This window comes from Streptantibioticus silvisoli (genome assembly GCF_027947535.2).
GTDB lineage: Bacteria > Actinomycetota > Actinomycetes > Streptomycetales > Streptomycetaceae > Streptantibioticus_C > Streptantibioticus_C silvisoli.
Map to the genome: position 1 here is coordinate 1 of NZ_JAAGKO020000093.1, position 19,776 is coordinate 19,776.

Sequence of the window (19,776 nt, forward strand, 5' to 3'; positions counted from 1 at the left end):
CGGAGTGGGCCGGATCACGTGACCCGGCCGTCCGGGACGGCTGACTGAAGTGGTGTCGCGGTGGACTCGTCCGACGGGACTGGTCGGCCGGAGTCCGGCTGGTGTGAAAAGTGTGAAGGGTGCGACGTTGACGGGGGCGGGAGCCTCCGCGGTGACGTGGGCGGCGTCGCGTTGACGGGAACAAGGGTCCCGGGGTGACGTGGGCGGCGTCGCGTTGACCGAGGGGCCGCGATGGGGGCGGCGGCGGCCTAGGCTGCGGGTATGGCACCTCAGATCGCAACGAACACGTCGGTGGACCTGGCCGCGCTGCTCGACTTCGTCCGGCCGCGCCACCGCGCCATCGTCCTGACCACGCGAGCCGACGGCCGCCCGCAGGGTTCGCCGGTCTCGTGCGGCGTGGACGAGGCCGGCCGCATCGTGGTCTCCACCTACCCGGACCGCGCGAAGGCCCGCAACGCCCGCCGCGACTCCACCGTCTCGGTCATCATCCTGTCCGACGACTGGAACGGCCCGTGGGTCCAGATCGACGGCGCCGCCGAGGTCATCGACCCCCCGGAGTCCGTCGAGCCGCTGGTCGAGTACTTCCGCAGCATCTCCGGCGAGCACCCCGACTGGGACGAGTACCGCGCCGCGATGCTCCGCCAGGGCAAGTCCCTGCTCCGCGTCACCCCGGAACGCTGGGGCCCGATCGCCACCGGCGGCTTCCCCGCCGACCGCACCCCGCAGGGATAGTCGCCACGCCAGAGGGTGCTCCGCGGGCGGGATCGTGGCCGGCGGGCGCCTTGATTGCGCGTCGAGCGAGTGATCGCGCGTCGGGCGGGCATTGCGCGTCGGGCGAGTGACTGCACGTCGCGGGCTTGACGGGGTCATGCGCGTTACGGCCGTCGGTCGTTACGGTGGCGGGGCCGGCGGACGGTCCGACGGCCGGGGAGGCGTGGCTCTGGGGGTCGCCGCGTGCGGGCGCACCAGGCATCGGAGGTCACCGGGTGCCGGAACTCACCGGGCGCGGAGGTCACCGGCGCCGGGCGGCGTTGCGGTACCGGTGGTATCAGCCACCGGTGGTGTCAGCCACCGGTGCCGTCAGGCCCCGGTGCCGTCAAACCCCGGGGTGCGCGCGGTCCCGCATCGCCTCGATGCCGGCGATGAGGCAGTCGAGGGAGAAGGCGAAGTCCCGCTCGCGCACCTCCGCCAGCGACGACGCGCGCCCCCGGCGTTCGACCAGGTCGGCCAGCCCGTGGAACCCGGGGTGGTCGCGGGCCGTCTCCGACATCTCCTCGAACAGGTCGTCCTCACGCACGCCTGCGGCCCTGCACCGCTCCTGCCAGCGCCCCTCGACGGTGCCGAAGCCGTACGTGAACTGGTACACCGTCGACAACGCGCCCGGAATCATCTCGTCCGGCAGCCCGGTCCGCCGCATGATCGACCGCATGACCGTGGAGAACGCGGTCGCCTTCGGCCCGACGTTCATGTACTCGCCGATCAGCCGCGACGCCCACGGGTGGGCCACCAGCATCGCCCGGTAACCGGCCGCGACCTGCCGCACCTGCTGCCGCCAGTCCGCGTCCGGACTGTCGCTCGGCACCGGCACCTCGCCACCGATCTCATCCAGTGCGATTTCCAGCAGATCATCCTTATTGTCGACGTACCAGTAGACCGACATCGGCGTCACCCCCAGCTCCGCGGCCAACCGCCGCATCGAGAACCGGGCCAGCCCCTGCTCGTCCAGCATCCCGATGGTCGTCCGCACGATCCGGTCCAGATCCAGCGTCGGCCCCGGCGACGGCTCCGCCCGCCGAACCCGGGGCTCCGGCTCGCCCCGGCGCACCAACGGTTCCGCCGGCACCCCTGATCCGCCCGCCTCCACCGCATCGGTAGCCGACGGCCCCGGACGCTTCACCGTTTCCGAGTCGTCCGTGGCCGACGAGGGCTCTGGGGGCACGGAAACGTCCGCCGGGCCCCGCTTGCGTCTCGCTCCGGGCGCCCGATCGCCGAACCAGACGCTGGCCTGCGGCCTGATCGCGCGAGGGCCCGTCGGCATGGCGAAGTCTCCTCAAGGAGCGGTCTGTTCACGCCTCCCGGCGGACGCGTGCAGCGAATGCTATGCGCCCATCCCCGGTCCGCCACCTCCCCGCCACCCTCTTTGCCGCCGCACCGCATTCCGTTGCCGGTGAGCACCCACCGGGGAGGGGCCCCGACGCCGCCGGGGTGGAGGGTCACCGGGGCGGCCGGTCAACGAGGCGGAGGGTCACCGGGGCAGCGGGTTGACGGACGGGGCAGCCGCCGGGGCGACGGTCGTCGGGCGGGGGCGTGGTCGGCGGACGGGAAGCGGACTGACGGACGCGGACTGGCGGACGGGGACGTGGCTTACGCACGGGACGCCGACTGACAGACCGGGGCCGTGGCTGACGCACGGGGCCGTGGCCTTGGCGGAGCGGCCGGTCGACGGTGGGGCGGGCGCCCTGCGGACGGTGGCCGGCGTCAGGCGGCTTCGGCGGGCTCGGCGGGTTTGATGAGGTACCCCGCTCCGCGGCGCGTGTGGATCATCGGCGGGCGGCCGGCGTCGATCTTCTTGCGGAGGTAGCTGATGTACAACTCGACGACGTTGGCCTGGCCGCCGAAGTCGTAGCTCCACACCCGGTCCAGGATCTGCGCCTTGGACAGCACACGGCGCGGGTTGCGCATCAGGTACCGCAGCAGTTCGAACTCGGTCGCCGTCAGATGGATCGACCTCCCCTGACGAGTGACCTCGTGGCTGTCCTCGTCCAGTGTGAGGTCGCCGACGACCAGCATCGACTCCGTCCGCACCGCGGCCATGCCCGACCTGCGCAGCAGCCCGCGCAGCCGTGCCACGGCCTCCTCCAGGGCGAACGGCTTGCTGACGTAGTCGTCCCCGCCCGCCGTCAGCCCGGCTATCCGGTCCTCCACCGCGTCCTTGGCCGTCAGCACCAGCACCGGCACGTCACGCAGTTCCCTGCGCATGGCCGACAGCACCTCCAGGCCGTCCAGGTCGGGCAGCCTGATGTTCAGCACGACCGCGTCCGGGCGGAACTCCTTCGCCGCCCGCAGGCCGTTCACACCGTTCGCCGCCGCTCGCACCTCCCAGCCCTCGTAGCGCAACGTCATCGCCAGCAGATCGACCAGCGCCGTCTCGTCGTCGACGACCAGCACGCGGAGCGGGGATCCGTCAGGGCGGAGCAGTTCCGTGCGTCCGCCGCCCGGAACGGGAGTGGGTATGGGAGGCATGAATTCACCTTCCAACCCCTCGGTGAACACATTCTTTTTCCCATCTGTGAGTTGTCTGAGAAGTTGTCCCACCAGCCCTTCCGCCGCTCTGTCCCGCTCGCTTCCACCCGGACGGCCCACGGTCCGGAATGCGTCCCCCGCCGGCACGGTTGCCGCCAACACACCCCCGCCGCCCTTGTGGCGGTCCGGACGACAGGACAGGAGCGGTCCATGCGACTCGGTCGGTACGGCATCTGGAACAGCGAGCTTGGCGGCGGCGACGCCTCCACCCCGGGCGAACGCGTCGAAGCGGCGCAGGAGTTGGAGTCCCTCGGCTTCCGTGCCCTCTGGCTCGGCGGCAGCCGTGACGTGTCCGACGCGGCGCCCCTGATCGAGGCCACGTCGTCGCTGGTCGTCGCCACCGGAATCCTCAGCATCTGGCAGCACGACGCCGCCGGGGTCGCCGCACGCCACACCGCCCTGAGCGCCGCCCACCCCGGCCGCTTCATCCTGGGCATCGGCGCCAGCCACGCCCTCCTGGCCAGCGACTACCACCGGCCGTACTCCTCGATGGTGGACTACCTCGACGCCCTGGACGCCGCTCCCACTCCGGTGCCCGCCACCGAACGCGTCCTCGCCGCCCTCGGCCCCAAGATGCTCCGCCTCGCCCGGGACCGTTCCGCCGGCGCCCACCCCTACCTCGTCAACCCCGAGCACACCCGCCAGGCCCGCGCCATCCTCGGCCCCGACGCCCTGCTCGCCCCGGAGATGAAGGTCGTCCTCGAAACCACCGCCGACCGCGCCCGCCCCCTCGCCCGCGCCTACCTCTCGCGGTACCTGGAGATGCCCAACTACACCAACAACTTCGTCCGCCTCGGTTTCAGCGAGGATGACTTCCGCGACGGCGGCAGTGACCGCCTCATCGACACGGTCTTCGCCTGGGGCGACGACGACACCATCCGCCGCCGCGTCGAAGAGTTCCACGACGCCGGCGCCGACCACGTGGCCCTTCAGGTCGTCCCCGGCCCCGATTCCGCCGGCCTGCCCCGCGCCGACTGGCGCCGCCTCGCCGAACTCCTGCCGCAGTAGTCGCCGACCCCACCGGCGCCGCACCGCTTTCAGCGGAGCCGTCCACCAACGCATCGAGGGCCCGACGCGTTTCCGCGTCGGGCCCTCGATCTCACAAGTAGCGGGGACAGGATTTGAACCTGCGACCTCTGGGTTATGAGCCCAGCGAGCTACCGAGCTGCTCCACCCCGCGTCGGTAAACACCACACTACTGCATCCAGGAACCCCCTGAACGCCACTTACCCACGCACAGCTCGGCGCACGGAGGCACGCACAGCCGTTCGCACCGCTCCGGCGCACGTGAACCGGGCACCGCATACGCACAGTGCCCTTCCGGACACCTGACGGCCCTGACATCATTCACCCCCAGGAGGAGACATGACCTGTCCGATGTGCAGCTCAACGGATGGCAGGCAACTCAACAATGGAAACTGGCAGTGCCAAAGGTGCGGAGCGGTCACAGCAGGCCAGAGCGGCCTGGGACGCACTCGACCCTGAGACCCGCGAACGGGTGGCGTTCTTGTCCCCCGACGAGTTCACCGTCGCCGACGGTGAGGAGTCCTCCCGCCAGTGGCAGCGCTTCGTGGAAGTCCTCGATCGCGCCGAGCGCCACGAAGCCCTCTGACGTGCTTCCCCTTCACTCTTCACCCCCCCTTTACGACCTGATCCCCCGTCCCCCCATGCCCGTCCTCGTCCGCCCTCGCCCGCCAGCCTCGCCCTTGCCGTCCGCTTCCTGCCGACCATCTGTTTCCGACCGGCCATCCGCTTCCGAACGCTCAGGCTGCCCGATTCCGCCGGCGCGGGCCCTCAGTCGTCTTCCGGCTCGTCGGCCTCTTCGCCCGCGCCGACGGTGCCGGTGCCGGTGCCGACGGAGTCGGCCGGGTCCTCCGCCGACCGCTTCAGCGCGGTCAGCCGGCGGTCCCAGGCCGCGGCGAGGTTGGCCATCCAGCGGGCCGAGGCGTCGAGCGGTTGCGGATGGACGCGGTAGAGGACTTCACGCCCCGCGCGCTCCCCGGCGACCAGGTCGGCGTCCACCAGCACGCGGAGGTGCTTGACGACGGCCTGCCGGGAGACCGGCAGGCCGCCGGCCAGCGTCGTCGCGCTCGCCCGGCCCTGCTCGGCGAGGGCATCCAGCAGCCGACGTCTGGTCGGGTCCGCGAGGGCGGCCAGGACCGCGTCTATGCCGGGCGTGTGCTCCTCCGCGTTCATACCGCGACATGCTCCGCGCGCGCCTTGAGGATGTCCAACTGCTGGCGCCATCCGTCGGTGTGGCTGTCTATGGACAGCCTCCGGTGCTCATCCGAACCGGTCAGCGAGGCGAACCCGCTCTCCAGGACCCGGACCAGCGTCGCTCCACCGGTCAGCTCGCTGAGCCAGAACTCGACCAGTGTCGTGTCCTCCTCGCTGGGTTCCACATCCACCCCCACGCTCTCTCCGACGACCCAGCGGTACGACGCGTAGCGGTGGGGCTCGCTTCCCGCAGGACGCACCCGGAACGTTCCGTACTTCGGGTCCTCGATGACGGACCACTCCCCCTCCGTGCGCCGCTTCTGCTCGGAGGCGTCCCCGTCCCCCGCCCACCATCCCGGCACGCTGATCAGCGACCAGACCCGTTCCACGGAGGCGTTGATGGTGATCTCACGTTCGATCCGATCCTGGACAGCGTTCATGGCCTGCTCCTCAATTTCTTTCAGCGGGTCGGTGGACCCTTTTGTCTCGCCGGGCCGGTGGGCCCGATCGCTCCAGGTGCTACCTCCAGGTTGCACCTGGACATCTTCAGGCGCAACCCCTGGGTAGCACCTCGTTCGAGTGAATCGGAGGAGTCGGCTCCGCCCCCGGTCGAGATGGACGGCGTCCGGTCCGCGCTGCGGCGGCGTCTGCGTCTGCGGCAGCGGGTCGGGCAGCGGCAACGGGTCGGTGTCGTGGCAGCTTGAGCTCGGCCGGCTCCGCCTCTGTGAGTCCGGGGCGGCGGTGATCTCGCGCCGACCATGTCCCGCCCGACAGGGTCCCCGCCAGGGTTCAGCCCCCGCCCGGGGTCAAGCGCCCAGGTTCAGACCCCGCCAGGTTCGGCGGGCCCGCCAGACGCACCCGGGGAACGCGAGGGCACGTAGCCCCCCGAGCGTCCCAGGCCCGCAAAGCACCCAGGAAACCCGGGGCTGCGGGAAACGCTGGACACGTCATTGGCCGAACTCACCCCGTGCATACGGACGTTGACGATTCGCCCGACGCGCTGGACAGGGTCGGCGCCGCCTCAGGAGCGCGGTGCCTTCTCGCCGTGCGCGGCGGTGTATTCGGCTGCGAGCCAGGGGCCCAGGTCGTCGATGAGCATGCTGAGGACCGCCGGATCGGTGGAGGGGGCGCGGCCGGTGGCGGCGGCGGTGCGCATCTGCTCCACGCGCTCGGGGTAGTAGCGGCCGAAGAGTTCGGCGGACTCGTTGAGGTCGCTGGTCCAGCCGCCCCAGCGAGGCATGATCAGGGTGAATCCCGTGCGGACGAGGCGCCGGGCGACACCGCGGCAGAGGGCCCTCCGGTCGGCGTCCGTGGCGGCTTCGGTGGCGCGGGCACGCCAACGCGGAAGCAGGAGAGCGAGGTCGCCATTCGTTTCGCGGGCGAGCAGGGCCGTGGGGCGGTAGCGGGGCAGGCCCTCGGCGAGGTCGGCGCCGAGCAGCGGAGTGCACAGGCAGGCGAGGAAGAAGCCGGCGTCGTGACGTTCGAGGTCGCTGAGCAGAACGCGCGTGCTGGTCAGCAGGATGCCGACGCCGTCAATCTGCGCGAACGCGCGGTCGAGCGCGGCCTCGACGGCTTTGGCGTCGGCGCGGTCGGCATCGGTGGGCTCATGGTGGAGAGCAAGCTGGAGGTCGAGGTCGGAGACTCCGGGGACGGCGGTACCGCGCGGGATGCTTCCGTAGAGGTAGGCACTGTGCAGTCGCGCGTCGCCGAACGTCCCGGAGATCCGAATGCGGGCGGCGTCGACAACAGGGGCAAACACCGCCGACACGCGGTTCAGGGCGCCTTCACGTGCGATCGTCCCGTCGTGATCGAGCCCTCGCGCGTTCATGGGCCTACTGTGCCCGGTCCCGCTGGGCATCGCCGAACGGTTTTCCGACGCGGCGGAACGGCTTCGCCCGGCGCGATTTCGTCGGCCCGGACCACCACCGCCCGACGCCGCGCGAGTCACGGTTGGTTCGGCCCGGGTCACCGGCCGGCGAGAGTGCGGTCCGCGACGCGTACGCGTGCCTGACGCCTATCTCCACGACCACCGGCTCGTCGGGCGAATGACGACGCGTACGCATGCCCGCGGGACGCCTGCGACGCGTATACGCGCCTTCTACGCCAGCGACGTGTACGAACGCCTCGTTCCGAACCGTTCCGAAGGCCGCGGCCTTCCGGCCCCCCGGTGGACGTGCGGTACTTCGCCGCCCCACCACACGACGAAGCCCCCGTCCGGTTGACCCGGCGGGGGCTTCGACCTGCTGTGCACTCGGCAGGATTCGAACCTGCAACCTTCTGATCCGTAGTCAGATGCTCTATCCGTTGAGCTACGAGTGCTTGGCTTTCCGGCGGCTTTTCTTGCCGGTCTGCGTTGCGTGGACAACATTACATGACCCGCGCCGTGAGGTGAAATCTATTGGCCGGAAGGCTGCTGACCTGCGCAAACCCCGTGGCGCGGCCAGGCGGAGCGTGGGAGCGGACGGCCTCGCACGAAGGGCGTGGACGCGGCGGTCAAGGGCCGGGCAGCGACAACCGCGGCGCCGGCGCCGGCAGACACTTGGCAGTGAACGGTGGCGGCACCGGCATCGCACGCGAAGCGGGCCGCATGCCGGGCGCGGCGACGCGACACTCCGTACCCCCGGAAACGCAGCAGCCCCGTCCGGCGGGGACGGGGCTGGCGATGGAGCGGAGGCTCCGGGATTTGAACCCGGGATGGGCGGTTAACCCAAACCGCATTAGCAGTGCGGCGCCATAGACCAGACTAGGCGAAGCCTCCAGCGCGCCCTGAGGTTCCGGGCGTGTGCAGATGATGGCACAGCCTGAGGGGCTGTTTCCAATCCGCGTTCACGGTACAAGGCAGCGACCGCCGAGAGCAAAGTGATAATCCGGACGGACTCCGGAACATGCCCACGATCGGGTGTATTTACGCCGATAACGTCCCCAATGAGGTAAAGAACCAGCAACCTTGTCCTGGGGAACCCCACCCGTGTTCTCGTCGCACCCACGCCGCACGCCGTAGTCCCGGAGGCCAGCATGTTCCGCATCGCCCGCAGCATCGTCATCGGGCTCGTCCTGTGCACGGCGAGCTCCGCGATCGGGCTCGCTCCTGCGGCGGCCGCCCCGCATCGCACGCCACGCCCCGCGTACACCGCGCCAAGACCCGTCGGCGAGCTTGCGGCCGCTGACCGGGCCTCGACCGGCCGCCCGGCCCAGTCCGCCGTCCACCGCCATTCCCCGCCCCACTCCCGCACCCCCACCCGCACGCCGACCGGTTCACACCGCACCCCCGCCCGCACGCCGGCCGACTCACCCCGTGCCCCCGTCCGAACCCTGCCGGCGCCGCACCCGGACCTGCTGACCGTGCGGTTGGACGACGGGCACCGGGTGATCAGCAGCCGGTCGTTGCGGTGTCACCCGGACGGGGGGTCCATGCGCGGAGCGGCGGCGGCGTGCCGGCGGCTGGACGCGCTGGGCGGTCCCGTGGGGCCGACGCCGAAGCGGGAGATGTGCTCGATGGTCTACGGCGGTCCGCAGACCGCGCGGATCACCGGGACGTGGCACGGCCGGCGGGTCGACCAGACCTACAGCCGGAGCAACGGGTGCCAGACAGCGCGGTGGCAGCGGATGGCACCGGTGCTGCCGGGGGTATCGGGGGTGTCGAACGGGGGTTCGCCATGACCGCTTCAACCGTGCGGCCAGGGCCTTCCGGGCTCCTGACCTGGCGGTCGTCACGAAACCCACCCGTACCGCTCCGCCAACCGCCACTGTCCCCCGGAGCCGGGCCCGTACACTCCTCTAGTGACACGCCACAGGTGGGACGGCAAGATGGGCCGCCAGTGGTTGCCGCTTGAACGGCGAGCGACCCGCACGGGGTAGAGGGTCTCAAGCGGCTCGAGCAAGTGCGCACATGCGGTTTCAGGGAGGACGCGTCACGTGAGCAGCAGGCCATCCCGAGGCGCTGCTCGCCTCGCGGCAATACTCGACGCGCTCCCGGACGCGCTGTTGCTGGTGAACGCCAACGGCACGATCGTCAACGCGAACTCGATCGCCCTGGAGACCTTCGAGGCGCCGGGCACGGCGCTGGTGGGGCGGGGCCTGCTCGACCTGTTGCCGGCGTTCGACTCCAAGCGCATCCCGGGGTCCATGCGGCGTCCGGACCCGGCGGAGGGGCCGCGGACCCGGCCGACCCGGATGATCGCGCGGCGGACCGACGGCACGGAGTTCCCGGTCGAGGTGACCAGCGCGAACCTGGAGGACGCCCGGACGCCGTACGTCGACGGGTACGTGCCGTACACCGGTGACGAGCTGTTGATGCTGGTGGTCCGCGACCTGACCGGGACGCTGGACACCGAGACCGAACTCGCCCGGCAGCAGCGGCAGACCGAGATGATCCTGCGCGCCGCGAGCGAGGGCGTGGTCGGCGTGGACACCGACGGCAAGGTGGTGCTGGTCAATCCGGCGGCCGCGCAGATCCTCGGGTTCCGGGCCAGCGACCTGGGCGGGCAGGCGTTGCATCCGCTGATCCACCATTCGCGGCCGGACGGCAGCCCGTTGCCGTACGAGGAGACGCCGCTGGCCGACACGTTGCGGTCGGGGCGCAAGCACCGGGTGCGCGGGCAGGTGCTGTGGACGAAGGACGGGCGCGGGGTGCCGGTGGACCTGACCACCGCGCCGGTGCGCGAGGGTGAGGCGCTGGTCGGCGCGGTGATGACGTTCACCGACCGGTCGCGGCAGAACGCGATGGCGGCGCGGCACGCGCAGTTGCGGGCGGTGCTGGACGCCTCGTTGCGGGGGCCGTTGCGGGAGTTGCGCTCGGAGCTGCGTGAGCTGGCGGACGACCCGGCCGGGCATCTGTGGCCGGAGGCGAACCAGACCCTGCACCACCTGGTGGCCGGGTACACGCGGATGACGTCGCTGATCGACAACGTATTGGATTATCAACGGCTGGACACGGGCGCGGAGCGGCTGGAGCGCGAGAAGGTCGGGCTGGACGACGTGGTGTCGGCCGGCGTCGAGGGCGCGATCGAGCTGATCGGGCCGGGCCGGGCGCAGTACGCGGTGCACGCGCCGCCGATCAAGGCCGTGGTGGACGGGGTGCGGTTGGCGCAGGCCATCGCGCACCTGATCGTGGACGTGGCGGGGGTCGACTCGGCCGGGCGGACCGCGGTGTCCACCGGTGACTCGACCATCGTGGTGGCAGCGGCGCAGCGCGGTGACGTGGTGCGGATCGACGTGCGCGGCCCGCACAGCGGCGGCAGCCCGGTCCACCTGCCGATCGTCCGCGGCATCGTCGAGCGGCACGGCGGCGTGTTGCAGACGCACGAGGTGCCGGGCGGTCAGGGCGGCAGCGCGTACGTGCTGGAGGTGCCGATCGGCGACGTCGGCGACCTGGACGACGACCCCGATCCGGCGGCCGGCAAGGGCACCGGCACCGGCACCGGCACCGGCACGGCCGACGAGTCGGGCATGACGGTGATGCCGATGCCGTCGGACCCGGTGCGGGGGACCACGTCCGGTGCGCCGGGTGCCCGGGGCGCGACCGGTCCCGGTGGGCGTGGTGCCGGCGGACCGGGTGGCGTGGCGGGTCGGCCGCCGCAGCCCCGGCGGCCGATGGACGACAGCAACGGCGGTCCCGGCAGCGGCCCGATCGCGCTGCCGCCGGGCACGGGCGCGTCGGGCGGCGAGCAGCCGACCGGGCGCCGGCGCGCGCTCCGGGACGGCGGGGGCGTGAACGGCGCACAGCCCGAGCCGGTCGCGCCGGAGCAGGGCGCACCGCACCAGGGTGGCGCCGATTCGACCCAGGGCGGGAACGGCGGTCCGGGCGGCGGTGCGACTCCGCAGGCCGACGCACAGGTTCCGCCGGGCAGCCGGCGGGCGCGTCGCGCGCTGTCGGACGGTCAGCAGCAGGGCGTGGGGACGCGGCAGGTGCACGCGTTGCCGCCGGGTGGTTCGTCGCCGGAGCCGGTACGGGCCGCGTTGCCCGCGCAGGCGGCCGGGGACGGTCCGCAGGGCTGGCCGGATCCGCAGGCGGGGGCGCACTCCGGCGCGTATCCGGTCAGGCAGCAGCCCCCGGCGGGACGGCCGTTGCCGCGCGCGCTGCCGCCCGGGCCGAGCCCGCAGGGTCCTCAGGTTCCCCCGGGCCCGCAGCATCCTCAGCGTCCGCAGAACGCGCAGGACGGCACGCAGGGCGGCTTCCCGGAGCCGACCGGGCGCCGCGCCAAGCGGCTGCCGACCGATTCGCGGCCGCCCGGCGCGATGCCGGCGCTGGAGGCCGGGGGGCAGGCGGCGCACGGCGTACGCCCCCCGCACGCCCCGCACGCCGACGATCCGGACCTGCCGGAGTTGCAGGACCTCCCGGAGCAGGACATGCGGCCGGTCGGTGTCATCGCCCTCGGCCAGGGGCGGCCGTTCGGCGGGCAGCCGCCCAACGGCGCGCCGCAGCCCCCGGACGCGCCGGCGCACGCCTCGCACGCCGGTCCGGCCGAGCGGCCGACGCACGGGGCCCACGCGGACCCTCAGACGCACGGGGCGGCCCACGCGGGTCCCCCCTCTCACGGGGCTCACGCGGATTCCCGGACGCACGGCGGTCAGCAGACGCATGGCGGTCAGCAGACGGCGGCCGGTCAGCAGACGGCCGGTGCCCCTCAGCCGTACGGCGGTCCCGGGGAGTCGTTCGGCGGTCCCGAGGCGCCCGGTGGCCAGCAGGCGCACGCCGGCGCGGTCAACGGCGCCAACGGCGCGGTCAATGGCGCGGTCAACGGGTCCGGGCGGCGGCGCAGGCTCGGCGCGCCGCTGCCGGACGGGCGTCCGCAGCCCGAGGCGGCCGACCGGACCGGCCAGCCGCCGTACCCCGGCGCGGCCGGCCCGGGACAGCATCCGCAGGCGGGGCCCGACGCATCGCGCGCCGGCGCACCGGCGCGCGGACAGCAGGCGGCGGCCAACCCGGCGTTCCACCCCAGCGACACGCAGGGGCACGGGCAGGCGTTCGCCATCGGCGCGCCCGCGGAGGGCGCGGAGGGGCCGGAGATGCTGGACGGTCCCGGCGGGGCCGTCGAGGTGATGGGTGAGGCGCCCGGGCGGGAGCCCGCCGGGCCGCGGCGGCTGCTGGTCTGGCCGGAGCCCGACGTCTCCACGCGGCAGGCGCTGGCCGACCGCGGATACCGCCCGGTGACCGTGCGGTCCCGCGAGGAGGTGGACGCGCAGGTCGCGGAGTTCCCGGCGGCGCTGTTCGTCGACCCGCTGACCGGCCCGATCACCCGGACCGCGTTGCAGTCCCTGCGGGCGGCGGCGGTGGCGGCCCAGGTGCCGGTGCTGGTCACCGCGGGGCTCGGCCAGGCGACCCGGGAGGCGGCCTACGGCGCCGATCCGGCCGTGCTGCTCAAGGCGCTCGCGCCGCGCGACAGCGACCAGCATCCGCCCAGGGTGCTGCTGGTGGAGAGCCACCAGGACATCGCCGCGGCCTTCACCGCGACGCTGGAACGCCGCGGCATGCAGGTGGTGCACGCCGCCTCCGAGGAGGACGCGGCCGCGCTGGCCGCGCAGACCCGGCCCAACCTCGTCGTCATGGACCTCATGCTCATCCGGCGGCGCCAGTTGGGCATCGTGGACTGGCTGCGTGCCAACGGCGTGCTCAGCCGCACGCCGCTGGTCGTCTACACCTCGGTGGACATCGACGCGGCCGAACTGCCCCGGCTCAGCTCCGGCGAGACGGTGCTGTTCCTGGCGGAACGGTCCACCAGCACCGAGGTGCAGGGCCGCATCGTCGACATGCTCAGCAAGATCGGCACGGACGGGTAACCGCGGCGGCGCGCCCCGCGGCAGGGGGTGCGGCGGTCCGTAGATCTGTATGTCTGTAGACCCGCATGTCTGTGGACCCGCGCGGCTGTAGTCCCACCAAGCATCAGGTCCGCGAGTCCGAAGGCCCGTAGCTCCGTAGATCCGTAGAGCGTCAGATCTGAAGGCCGGTGGATCCGTAGATCCGAGATCGTCCGTGCGGCGGATGATCCGATCATCGGACCGCCGCACCGCGCCGCCGACCCCCATCGCGCCCGCCGCACCCCACCCGCGCGTCCGCCCCCACCGCGCCGCCACCCCCATCGCACCGCCGGCCCTCACCCGCGCCGCCGCCCCCTTGGTGCCGCGCCCCCGTCGGCGCGGCACCCCGTCCTCACAGTTGCGTGACGTCCAAGTCGCCGTCGGCGTACTGGCGTCGGATGACCTTCTTGTCGAACTTTCCTACTGACGTCTTCGGGACGGACTCGATGACGGCCCAGCGCTCGGGGATCTGCCAGCGCGGGACGCGGTCGGCGAGGAAGGCGCGCAGGGCCGCGTAGTCGGCGGTGGCGTCGGGCTTGAGAACGACGGTGGCGAGCGGGCGTTCGCCCCAGCGCTCGTCGGGGACGGCGACGACCGCGGCCTCGGCGACCTCAGGGTGGGCCATCAGGTGGTTCTCCAGTTCCATCGAGGAGATCCACTCGCCACCGGACTTGATGACGTCCTTGGAGCGGTCGGTCAGCGTCAGGTAGCCGTCCGGCGAGATCGTGCCGACGTCGCCGGTCCGCAGCCAGCCGTCGTGGAACTTGTCCTCCGGCCGCATCGGCTCCTCACCGGCCCCGCCGAAGTACGCGGCGGCGATCCACGGGCCGCGCACCTCCAGTTCACCGGCGCTCTCACCGTCCCACGGCATCACCTCGCCCGACGGTCCGACCAGCCTCGCCTCGACGGACGCCGGAAAACGCCCCTGCGTGACGCGGTACGTCCACTCCTCGTCCTCGGTCAGCCCGCCGGGCGGCAGCGCGATGGTGCCCAGCGGCGACATCTCCGTCATCCCCCAGGCCTGCACCAGGGCGACGCCGTGCTGCTCCTGGAACGCCCGCATCAGGGACGGCGGGCAGGCCGAACCGCCGATGACCACGGTCCGCAGGCTGCTGATGTCCCGCTTGTTCGCGGCCAGCTCGGCCAGCAGCCCCTGCCAGATGGTCGGCACGGCGGCGGCGTGCGTGGGCCGTTCCCGCTCGACCATCTCCGCAATGGCGGCCGGCTGGAGGAACCGGTCGGTCAGCAGCATCCCGATCCCGGTCATGAACGCGGCGTGCGGCAGTCCCCAGGCGTTCACGTGGAACATCGGCACGATCGGCATCGACACGTCGTGATCGGTCAGCGCGAAGCTCTCCGCCATGTTGACCTGCATCGAGTGCAGGTACACCGAACGATGGCTGTACACCACGCCCTTGGGGTCGCCGGTCGTACCGGAGGTGTAACACATCGCCGCCGGGTGCCGTTCGTCCAGCTGCGGCCAGTCGTACGTGGTCGGGCGGTCCGCGATCAGCGTCTCGTACTCGTGCACCTGCGACCGGCAGCCGTCCAGCACCGACGTGTCGCCCTCGCCGACGACCACCAGGTGCTCGACGCTCTCCAGCCGCGGCAGCAGCGGCGCGAGCAACGGCAGCAGCGAACCGTTGACCAGGATCACCCGGTCCGCCGCGTGGTTGACGATGAACTCCAGCTGGCCGACGGGCAGCCGCAGGTTCAGCGTGTGCAGTACCGCGCCCGAACTCGGGATGGCGAAGTACGCCTCCACGTGCTCCACGGTGTTCCACATCAAGGTGGCGGTCGGCTCGCCCTCGCGGACCCCCAGTTCACCCAGCGCGTGGGCGAGCTGCGCGGCCCGGCGGCCGATCTCGGCGAAGCTGCGCCGCCGCGGTTCACCGCCACCGGTCCAGGTGGAGACCTGGGAACGGCCGTGGACGGTCGAACCGTGCGCCAGTATCCGTGACAGCAGGAGTGGTACGTCCTGCATCGTGTTCCGCAGCACCGGGTGCCTCCCAAATTGCGCGCCATTACGCGATTACGCGGCCCTCTCGCGCCGATGCGCGCGGGACAGCGTCACGGCCGGTCCACCGCCCGTTTCCCGCGAGTCCCACGCGTCCCTACGGAGAGTAAGTCCTGCCGATTCTCACGGCGCACCGGGTGATGTGTCACTACCCGCGAGGGGGTGCTCGGGGGCGTGGTGGGGGCTGACGAGGTCAATGGGGCTGGTGGGGTGCGCTCGTGGGGTGGCGGGGGGCTCATGAGGCCGGTGGGGCCGATTGCCATGGCCGGTGGGGCCGATTGGCATGGCCGGTGGGGTCGGTTGGCATGGCCGGTGGGGTCGGTTGGCGGGGCTGGCTGGTGGGGCTGACGAGGGTGACGGGGCTGACGAGACCGGTGGCTTTGGCGGACCGTGGCTTACACCGTGCCGACTTCCGCCGCGCCGGCCATGGGCGTGGCGGCCGTCGGCGTGACGGTAGCCGGCGTGGGAGTGGCCGGCGTGACGGTAGCCGACGTGGCAGTGGCCGCCTCCGGGGGAACGTCCGCGTCGGCGAGGCCGGGGTCCGTGCGGAGCTTGACCAGGGCGCGGGAAACCGCGCTCTTGACGGTGCCGACGGACACGCCGAGCACCTCGGCCGTCTGCACCTCGGTCAGGTCCTCGTAGTACCGCAGCACCACCATCGCCCGCTGCCGGGCCGGCAGCCGGGCCACCGCGTCCCACAGCGCGTCGCGCTCGGCCTGCTGCTCCGCGGGGTCCGGTGCGCCGGCCGCGTCCGTCTCCGGCAGGTCCTCGCACGCGAACTCGTCGACGCGCCGCTTGCGCCACTGCGAGGTCCGGGTGTTCACCAGGGTCCGGCGAACGTAGCCGTCCACCGCGTCCCGGTCCGCTATTCGGTCCCACGCCAGGTAGGTCTTGGTCAGCGCGGTCTGCAGCAGGTCCTCGGCGTCGCAGGGGTTGGCGGTCAGCGAACGCGCGGTCCGCATCAGCACCGGCCGACGTCTCCGAACGTAGGCGGTGAACTGCTGCTGGGCGCTGCCGCACACAGGCGTGGTCATGCACTCCACGCTAGGAGCGCGACCCCGCCGGGGAATCGCCCGCAGGTCGCGAAGCGAAATCACCCTCAAGTCGTAGGACCCGGCGTGTCCCCACCTCCCGAGGTCGGAGCCGTCTCAGGGTCCGACCCGGGGTTGCGTTCGGTTTCGGTGGCGGCCGGGGCCGGGGTCCGCACCGGATGAGGCCGACGAGGCCGGCGGCAGGGCCGCTGTGAGCCGGTGCTGATGCCGTCGGCGGCGCGCTGGTGCTGTCGGCGAGGCCCGCGGCGAACCCGTAGGGGGTCGGTGCCCGGTCCGGTCACCGGCTGGGGGGACCGTACCGGGCACCGATTGCCGTTCATCCGACGATAGCCACGGGAGCATCGACTTCGTCGCGGTCGATGGAGAGCGAGTACCCGTCGTAGCTCTCCTGCGTGTCACCGACGTACTGGTGGATGCGCCGGTGCGGCTCCCACACGTCCTCCGGCAGGGCCGGTTCGTCGAACAGGGACGACGACTCGTTCCACCGGGCGAACCACAGTACGTCCGGCAGGTCCAGGTACCCGTCCTCGCGCGCCGTCTCGATCTGCCTGATCCCGGCCTCGGAGCTGCTGTAGAAACCGGGGAAGTACCCGCGCGCCCGCATCGTGCGACTCCACGACTGGGTGAAGTCCAGCACCGGGTCGGCACACCGCGCCGTGCGCGTGTCGTACGACTCCATGTCCAGGTACACCGGGCTGTTGCGCAGGATGCCGAGCGCCGACGCGGCCCGCACCGCCTGCTGGGCCTCCGTCGCGCCCTGGGAATCGGCGTGCGCCGCGCTGATCGGGAACTTGCGCTGGTGCGCGCCGGACGCGCAGGGCGACTGCGAACCGACCCAGATCGGCAGCAGGTCCCACCCCATGTCCGTCACCTCGCGTACCCACGAACGAGTGAGCCGCGGCTGGGCACAACTGCGCGCCCGCCCGCCGATGTAGATGCCCACCGCCCGGTACGGCGAGTCCCGCCAGGCATCCATCGTCGCCAGACTCGGCGCCGTACACGCCTCGAACCCCATCCCCCGGAAAACGTGCGCCCCCAACAGCTCCGGATCCAACGTCGTCGACATCACGCTCCCCGGCACCCGCGATCCGCCGGCGGCACGGTCGGTCGGGAAGCCTTCGCCCACGGGGGTGCTTCCGTCGCCGGGGATGCTTCCGTCGGCCGGGGTGCTCTCGTCGCCGGGGGCGCCCGCGCGAGTGCTTCCGTCGGTGGGGATGCCTCCGCCGGGGGGAATTCCTTCACCGGGGGGGATGCGTCCGTCGGGGGGGATGCCTCCGACGGTGGGGCCGCCGGCTGTTGGCTCGGTGGGGGTTCCGCCATCGGAGGGAACTTCGGCGGGAGGACCGACGGGCGGGGTGCCGACGTTGCCGGACATCATGCCGGGGGCCGTGGGAGCGGGGAGTCCGTTCATCGGTTCATCGGCGTAGTCGGGGTCGTCGAAAGTCGGATCGTCCGAAGGATCGCCGTTACCGAAAGCAGGACTGCCGGCTGCCACGTTGACGGTAGGACCAGCCGGGCGGAAAGCCGCGCCTGCGGCGGCGTTGACACTAGGGTGCGTGGCTCCGGGGCCGCCCTCGGAACCTCTCGCGGGGCCTCTCACGGGGCGGGAGCGCAGAGGGCGGCCGTGGGGGGCGCGGCGGTGGGCGGCACGGGCGGTCGCCGCGGTTCCGTCGGCGGGAAGAGTCGCGCCGGCGGTACGCGAAGGGGCCGCCACGGTCCTGACCGAGGACGGCACAACGGCCAGCGCGATCGGCGCGGCCCGGGGAACCGCCTCGGCCACCGGGCTGACGCCCGCGACCAGGCCGACGACAGCGGCGGTCACGGCCAACGCAAATCTGATCATCCGGTTGGTATCACGCATGTTCTGAGTCAAAACGTGACAACGCACTACACCGCGTTGCCACGCCCGACAACTCGCCAGGGTTCAGCCTTCTGCCGGGTTTCCGCGCTCGACTCCCGCGTTACGGGCCGGTCATATCGTCGTACGTTCCGACTGCCCGATGACTGCTGGTCGGCGACGGTGCAGGCCGGAGGCGGCACCCTGGGTCGGCCGCCAACGGGACCGGCGGGTCATTGCCCCTCTCGCGATGTCCCGGCCCGCCGAAACGTTCATCCACAGCCTGTGGACGGGAGCGAGCCCCCACGCCCGCTCCCGTCCGGCCAAGAACCCGAACGGCCCGCCGCTCACTCCGCGGCAGCACCGAACGGGTGAAGCCCTGCGACGGCACCGATCACACCGCCGCACGGCCGCATCACCAGGGGCCTGTCACGTGCGGGCCCGATCCACCGGGGACAATCCGGCCCCACACACATCCGCGCGGCGGCGGACTACCAGAGCCTGGCGAAGTCCACCTTGACGCTGCTCTGGTCAATGTGGGTGAGCCCGGACCCGTTCACACTCGCGGTGTTGCTCTGGTTCGAGGCCCCGGCACCGGTAGCGGCCTGCTGCGTGCTATTGACGCTCGAGGTCGACTGATGATCGGCGAACGAACCGTTGTCGGCGGACGCGGCTCCGGCGAACAGAACGGCCGCCAGCGGCAGAGTGGCGAGGGTGGCAAGAACTCGGGTGGCACGGGTACTGATCATGGCAATCCTCCCAGGACACGGAAGTCGTAGTCGTATGGCTGGGCGAGGCAGTTGGCCGACCACCCCGCCGTCTCTGCGGCGCCGCGGAACCCAGACTGCCCATCAGCCCACCCGAAAACCACTCCGGACCGCCTATTTACCTCGCAAGCGTGATGATCTGTCAATAAACCCACCGATGCACAACGAACAATCCCCAGTCCACCCAAAGTCCATCAGATCCCTTGTCCTCCAAGGGAAGGAACGTCACACCCAGGCCCTCGCAAAGCCCGCTTCCGGGTCAACAAATCAGCCCAAGTCGCCCGCGACCGCCCCCGTTCTGCGGAGGGCATCATGACGACCGGGGATCTTGCCGCCAGTCACCGATCCGGCGATCCGGTAATCCGCCGGTCCGATGATCCGCCGAGGTGCTGACGTTGGTGGGACGTGAACTCCCCGTGCGGTGCCGGCGTCGGCCCCGTGCCGGAACGTCGGACCGACGACGAGAAGTCGTACGAGATCCGCGGGCTCAAGGGTCGGGCCCGCACGACCATGCGGCCGGCGCCGATCCCGCCCGTCCTGGGGGTGATCCTCCGCCGAGCAGGGCACCGTCGTGGACGGCCGCCTGTTCAACGCCGCCCGGGGCGGCCGGAGCCGCTCTGCCGAGGACGCGGAGAGCCCGTTGGCCGAGGTGCCCCACTCACTGCGGCACGCGTGCGTGTCCCTGTAGATCGAGGCCGGCCACACAGGTTGGCCAACGGCGGGATCCACGCGGTACGGGGTGAGACAGCAAACAGGTGGGCGTGGTTCACCGACCAGTCGGTGAAC

Annotated in this window: 14 protein-coding genes and 3 tRNA genes; 5 read left to right on the top strand and 12 right to left on the bottom strand. The window is 72.0% G+C overall.

Annotated features, from left to right (window positions below; all coding sequences use genetic code 11):
• Window positions 1–261: 261 nt before the first annotated feature.
• Window positions 262–732 (top strand): PPOX class F420-dependent oxidoreductase, encoded by a 471-nt coding sequence (locus POF43_RS32955; RefSeq protein ID WP_271318429.1) that lies wholly within the window; start codon window positions 262–264, stop codon window positions 730–732.
• A 364-nt stretch (window positions 733–1,096) separates the two neighbouring features.
• Here POF43_RS32955 and POF43_RS32960 read toward each other — a convergent pair whose 3' ends face one another.
• The gene (locus POF43_RS32960) at window positions 1,097–1,747 is read right to left on the bottom strand and encodes a TetR/AcrR family transcriptional regulator (protein WP_271318428.1); all 651 of its coding nucleotides are present in this window, start codon (window positions 1,745–1,747) and stop codon (window positions 1,097–1,099) included.
• 731 nt (window positions 1,748–2,478) lie between these two features.
• Window positions 2,479–3,168, bottom strand: a complete 690-nt coding sequence (locus POF43_RS32965; protein WP_271315148.1) for a response regulator transcription factor — start codon at window positions 3,166–3,168, stop codon at window positions 2,479–2,481.
• Between the two features lie 285 nt (window positions 3,169–3,453).
• Between POF43_RS32965 and POF43_RS32970 the strand changes: the two genes are divergently transcribed.
• Window positions 3,454–4,311 (top strand): LLM class F420-dependent oxidoreductase, encoded by an 858-nt coding sequence (locus POF43_RS32970; protein WP_271325641.1) that lies wholly within the window; start codon window positions 3,454–3,456, stop codon window positions 4,309–4,311.
• A 98-nt stretch (window positions 4,312–4,409) separates the two neighbouring features.
• Here the strand turns inward: POF43_RS32970 and POF43_RS32975 are convergent.
• A tRNA-Met gene (locus POF43_RS32975) sits at window positions 4,410–4,483 on the bottom strand.
• A 231-nt stretch (window positions 4,484–4,714) separates the two neighbouring features.
• On the opposite strand from POF43_RS32975, the gene POF43_RS32980 reads away from it, so the two are divergent.
• The gene (locus POF43_RS32980; RefSeq protein WP_271315150.1) at window positions 4,715–4,915 is read left to right on the top strand and encodes a hypothetical protein; all 201 of its coding nucleotides are present in this window, start codon (window positions 4,715–4,717) and stop codon (window positions 4,913–4,915) included.
• A 182-nt stretch (window positions 4,916–5,097) separates the two neighbouring features.
• On the opposite strand, the gene POF43_RS32985 is transcribed toward POF43_RS32980, so the two are convergent.
• From POF43_RS32985 to POF43_RS33005, 5 genes are all read right to left on the bottom strand, one after another.
• On the bottom strand, window positions 5,098–5,499 hold the full coding sequence (locus POF43_RS32985; RefSeq protein ID WP_271325354.1) for an ArsR/SmtB family transcription factor: 402 nt from the start codon (window positions 5,497–5,499) through the stop codon (window positions 5,098–5,100).
• Complete coding sequence (locus POF43_RS32990) at window positions 5,496–5,960, bottom strand: SRPBCC domain-containing protein (protein WP_271325355.1); 465 nt, start codon at window positions 5,958–5,960, stop codon at window positions 5,496–5,498. Before POF43_RS32990 ends, POF43_RS32985 begins: the two co-directional genes overlap by 4 nt.
• Window positions 5,961–6,541: 581 nt before the next feature.
• A complete protein-coding gene (locus tag POF43_RS32995) occupies window positions 6,542–7,348 on the bottom strand; it encodes a nucleotidyltransferase domain-containing protein (protein WP_271325356.1) in 807 nt (268 codons plus the stop codon).
• A gap of 418 nt (window positions 7,349–7,766) precedes the next feature.
• Window positions 7,767–7,839, bottom strand: a tRNA-Arg gene (locus POF43_RS33000).
• A gap of 349 nt (window positions 7,840–8,188) precedes the next feature.
• A tRNA-Ser gene (locus tag POF43_RS33005) sits at window positions 8,189–8,278 on the bottom strand.
• 257 nt (window positions 8,279–8,535) lie between these two features.
• On the opposite strand from POF43_RS33005, the gene POF43_RS33010 reads away from it, so the two are divergent.
• Both POF43_RS33010 and POF43_RS33015 read left to right on the top strand, forming a co-directional pair.
• Window positions 8,536–9,180, top strand: a complete 645-nt coding sequence (locus POF43_RS33010; RefSeq protein WP_282704922.1) for an SSI family serine proteinase inhibitor — start codon at window positions 8,536–8,538, stop codon at window positions 9,178–9,180.
• Between the two features lie 255 nt (window positions 9,181–9,435).
• Window positions 9,436–13,299, top strand: a complete 3,864-nt coding sequence (locus POF43_RS33015) for a PAS domain-containing protein (RefSeq protein ID WP_271324687.1) — start codon at window positions 9,436–9,438, stop codon at window positions 13,297–13,299.
• Between the two features lie 370 nt (window positions 13,300–13,669).
• Here POF43_RS33015 and POF43_RS33020 read toward each other — a convergent pair whose 3' ends face one another.
• From POF43_RS33020 to POF43_RS33035, 4 genes are all read right to left on the bottom strand, one after another.
• Window positions 13,670–15,313, bottom strand: coding sequence for a long-chain fatty acid--CoA ligase (locus tag POF43_RS33020; RefSeq protein WP_271324688.1), 1,644 nt, complete (start codon window positions 15,311–15,313; stop codon window positions 13,670–13,672).
• Window positions 15,314–15,729: 416 nt separating this feature from the next.
• Window positions 15,730–16,368 (bottom strand): SigE family RNA polymerase sigma factor, encoded by a 639-nt coding sequence (locus POF43_RS33025; protein ID WP_372516186.1) that lies wholly within the window; start codon window positions 16,366–16,368, stop codon window positions 15,730–15,732.
• A gap of 334 nt (window positions 16,369–16,702) precedes the next feature.
• Window positions 16,703–17,452, bottom strand: coding sequence for a DUF1906 domain-containing protein (locus POF43_RS33030; protein ID WP_271325789.1), 750 nt, complete (start codon window positions 17,450–17,452; stop codon window positions 16,703–16,705).
• Window positions 17,453–18,714: 1,262 nt separating this feature from the next.
• Window positions 18,715–18,972, bottom strand: a complete 258-nt coding sequence (locus POF43_RS33035) for a hypothetical protein (protein ID WP_271323562.1) — start codon at window positions 18,970–18,972, stop codon at window positions 18,715–18,717.
• Window positions 18,973–19,776: the final 804 nt, after the last annotated feature.

Coding starts and splice junctions, on each gene's coding strand:
- POF43_RS32955 (WP_271318429.1), top strand. CDS start 262: ATGGCACCTCAGATCGCAACGAACACGTCGGTGGACCTGGCCGCGCTG.
- POF43_RS32970 (WP_271325641.1), top strand. CDS start 3,454: ATGCGACTCGGTCGGTACGGCATCTGGAACAGCGAGCTTGGCGGCGGC.
- POF43_RS32980 (WP_271315150.1), top strand. CDS start 4,715: ATGGAAACTGGCAGTGCCAAAGGTGCGGAGCGGTCACAGCAGGCCAGA.
- POF43_RS32985 (WP_271325354.1), bottom strand. CDS start 5,499: ATGAACGCGGAGGAGCACACGCCCGGCATAGACGCGGTCCTGGCCGCC.
- POF43_RS32990 (WP_271325355.1), bottom strand. CDS start 5,960: ATGAACGCTGTCCAGGATCGGATCGAACGTGAGATCACCATCAACGCC.
- POF43_RS32995 (WP_271325356.1), bottom strand. CDS start 7,348: ATGAACGCGCGAGGGCTCGATCACGACGGGACGATCGCACGTGAAGGC.
- POF43_RS33010 (WP_282704922.1), top strand. CDS start 8,536: ATGTTCCGCATCGCCCGCAGCATCGTCATCGGGCTCGTCCTGTGCACG.
- POF43_RS33025 (WP_372516186.1), bottom strand. CDS start 16,368: ATGACCACGCCTGTGTGCGGCAGCGCCCAGCAGCAGTTCACCGCCTAC.
- POF43_RS33030 (WP_271325789.1), bottom strand. CDS start 17,452: ATGTCGACGACGTTGGATCCGGAGCTGTTGGGGGCGCACGTTTTCCGG.
- POF43_RS33035 (WP_271323562.1), bottom strand. CDS start 18,972: ATGATCAGTACCCGTGCCACCCGAGTTCTTGCCACCCTCGCCACTCTG.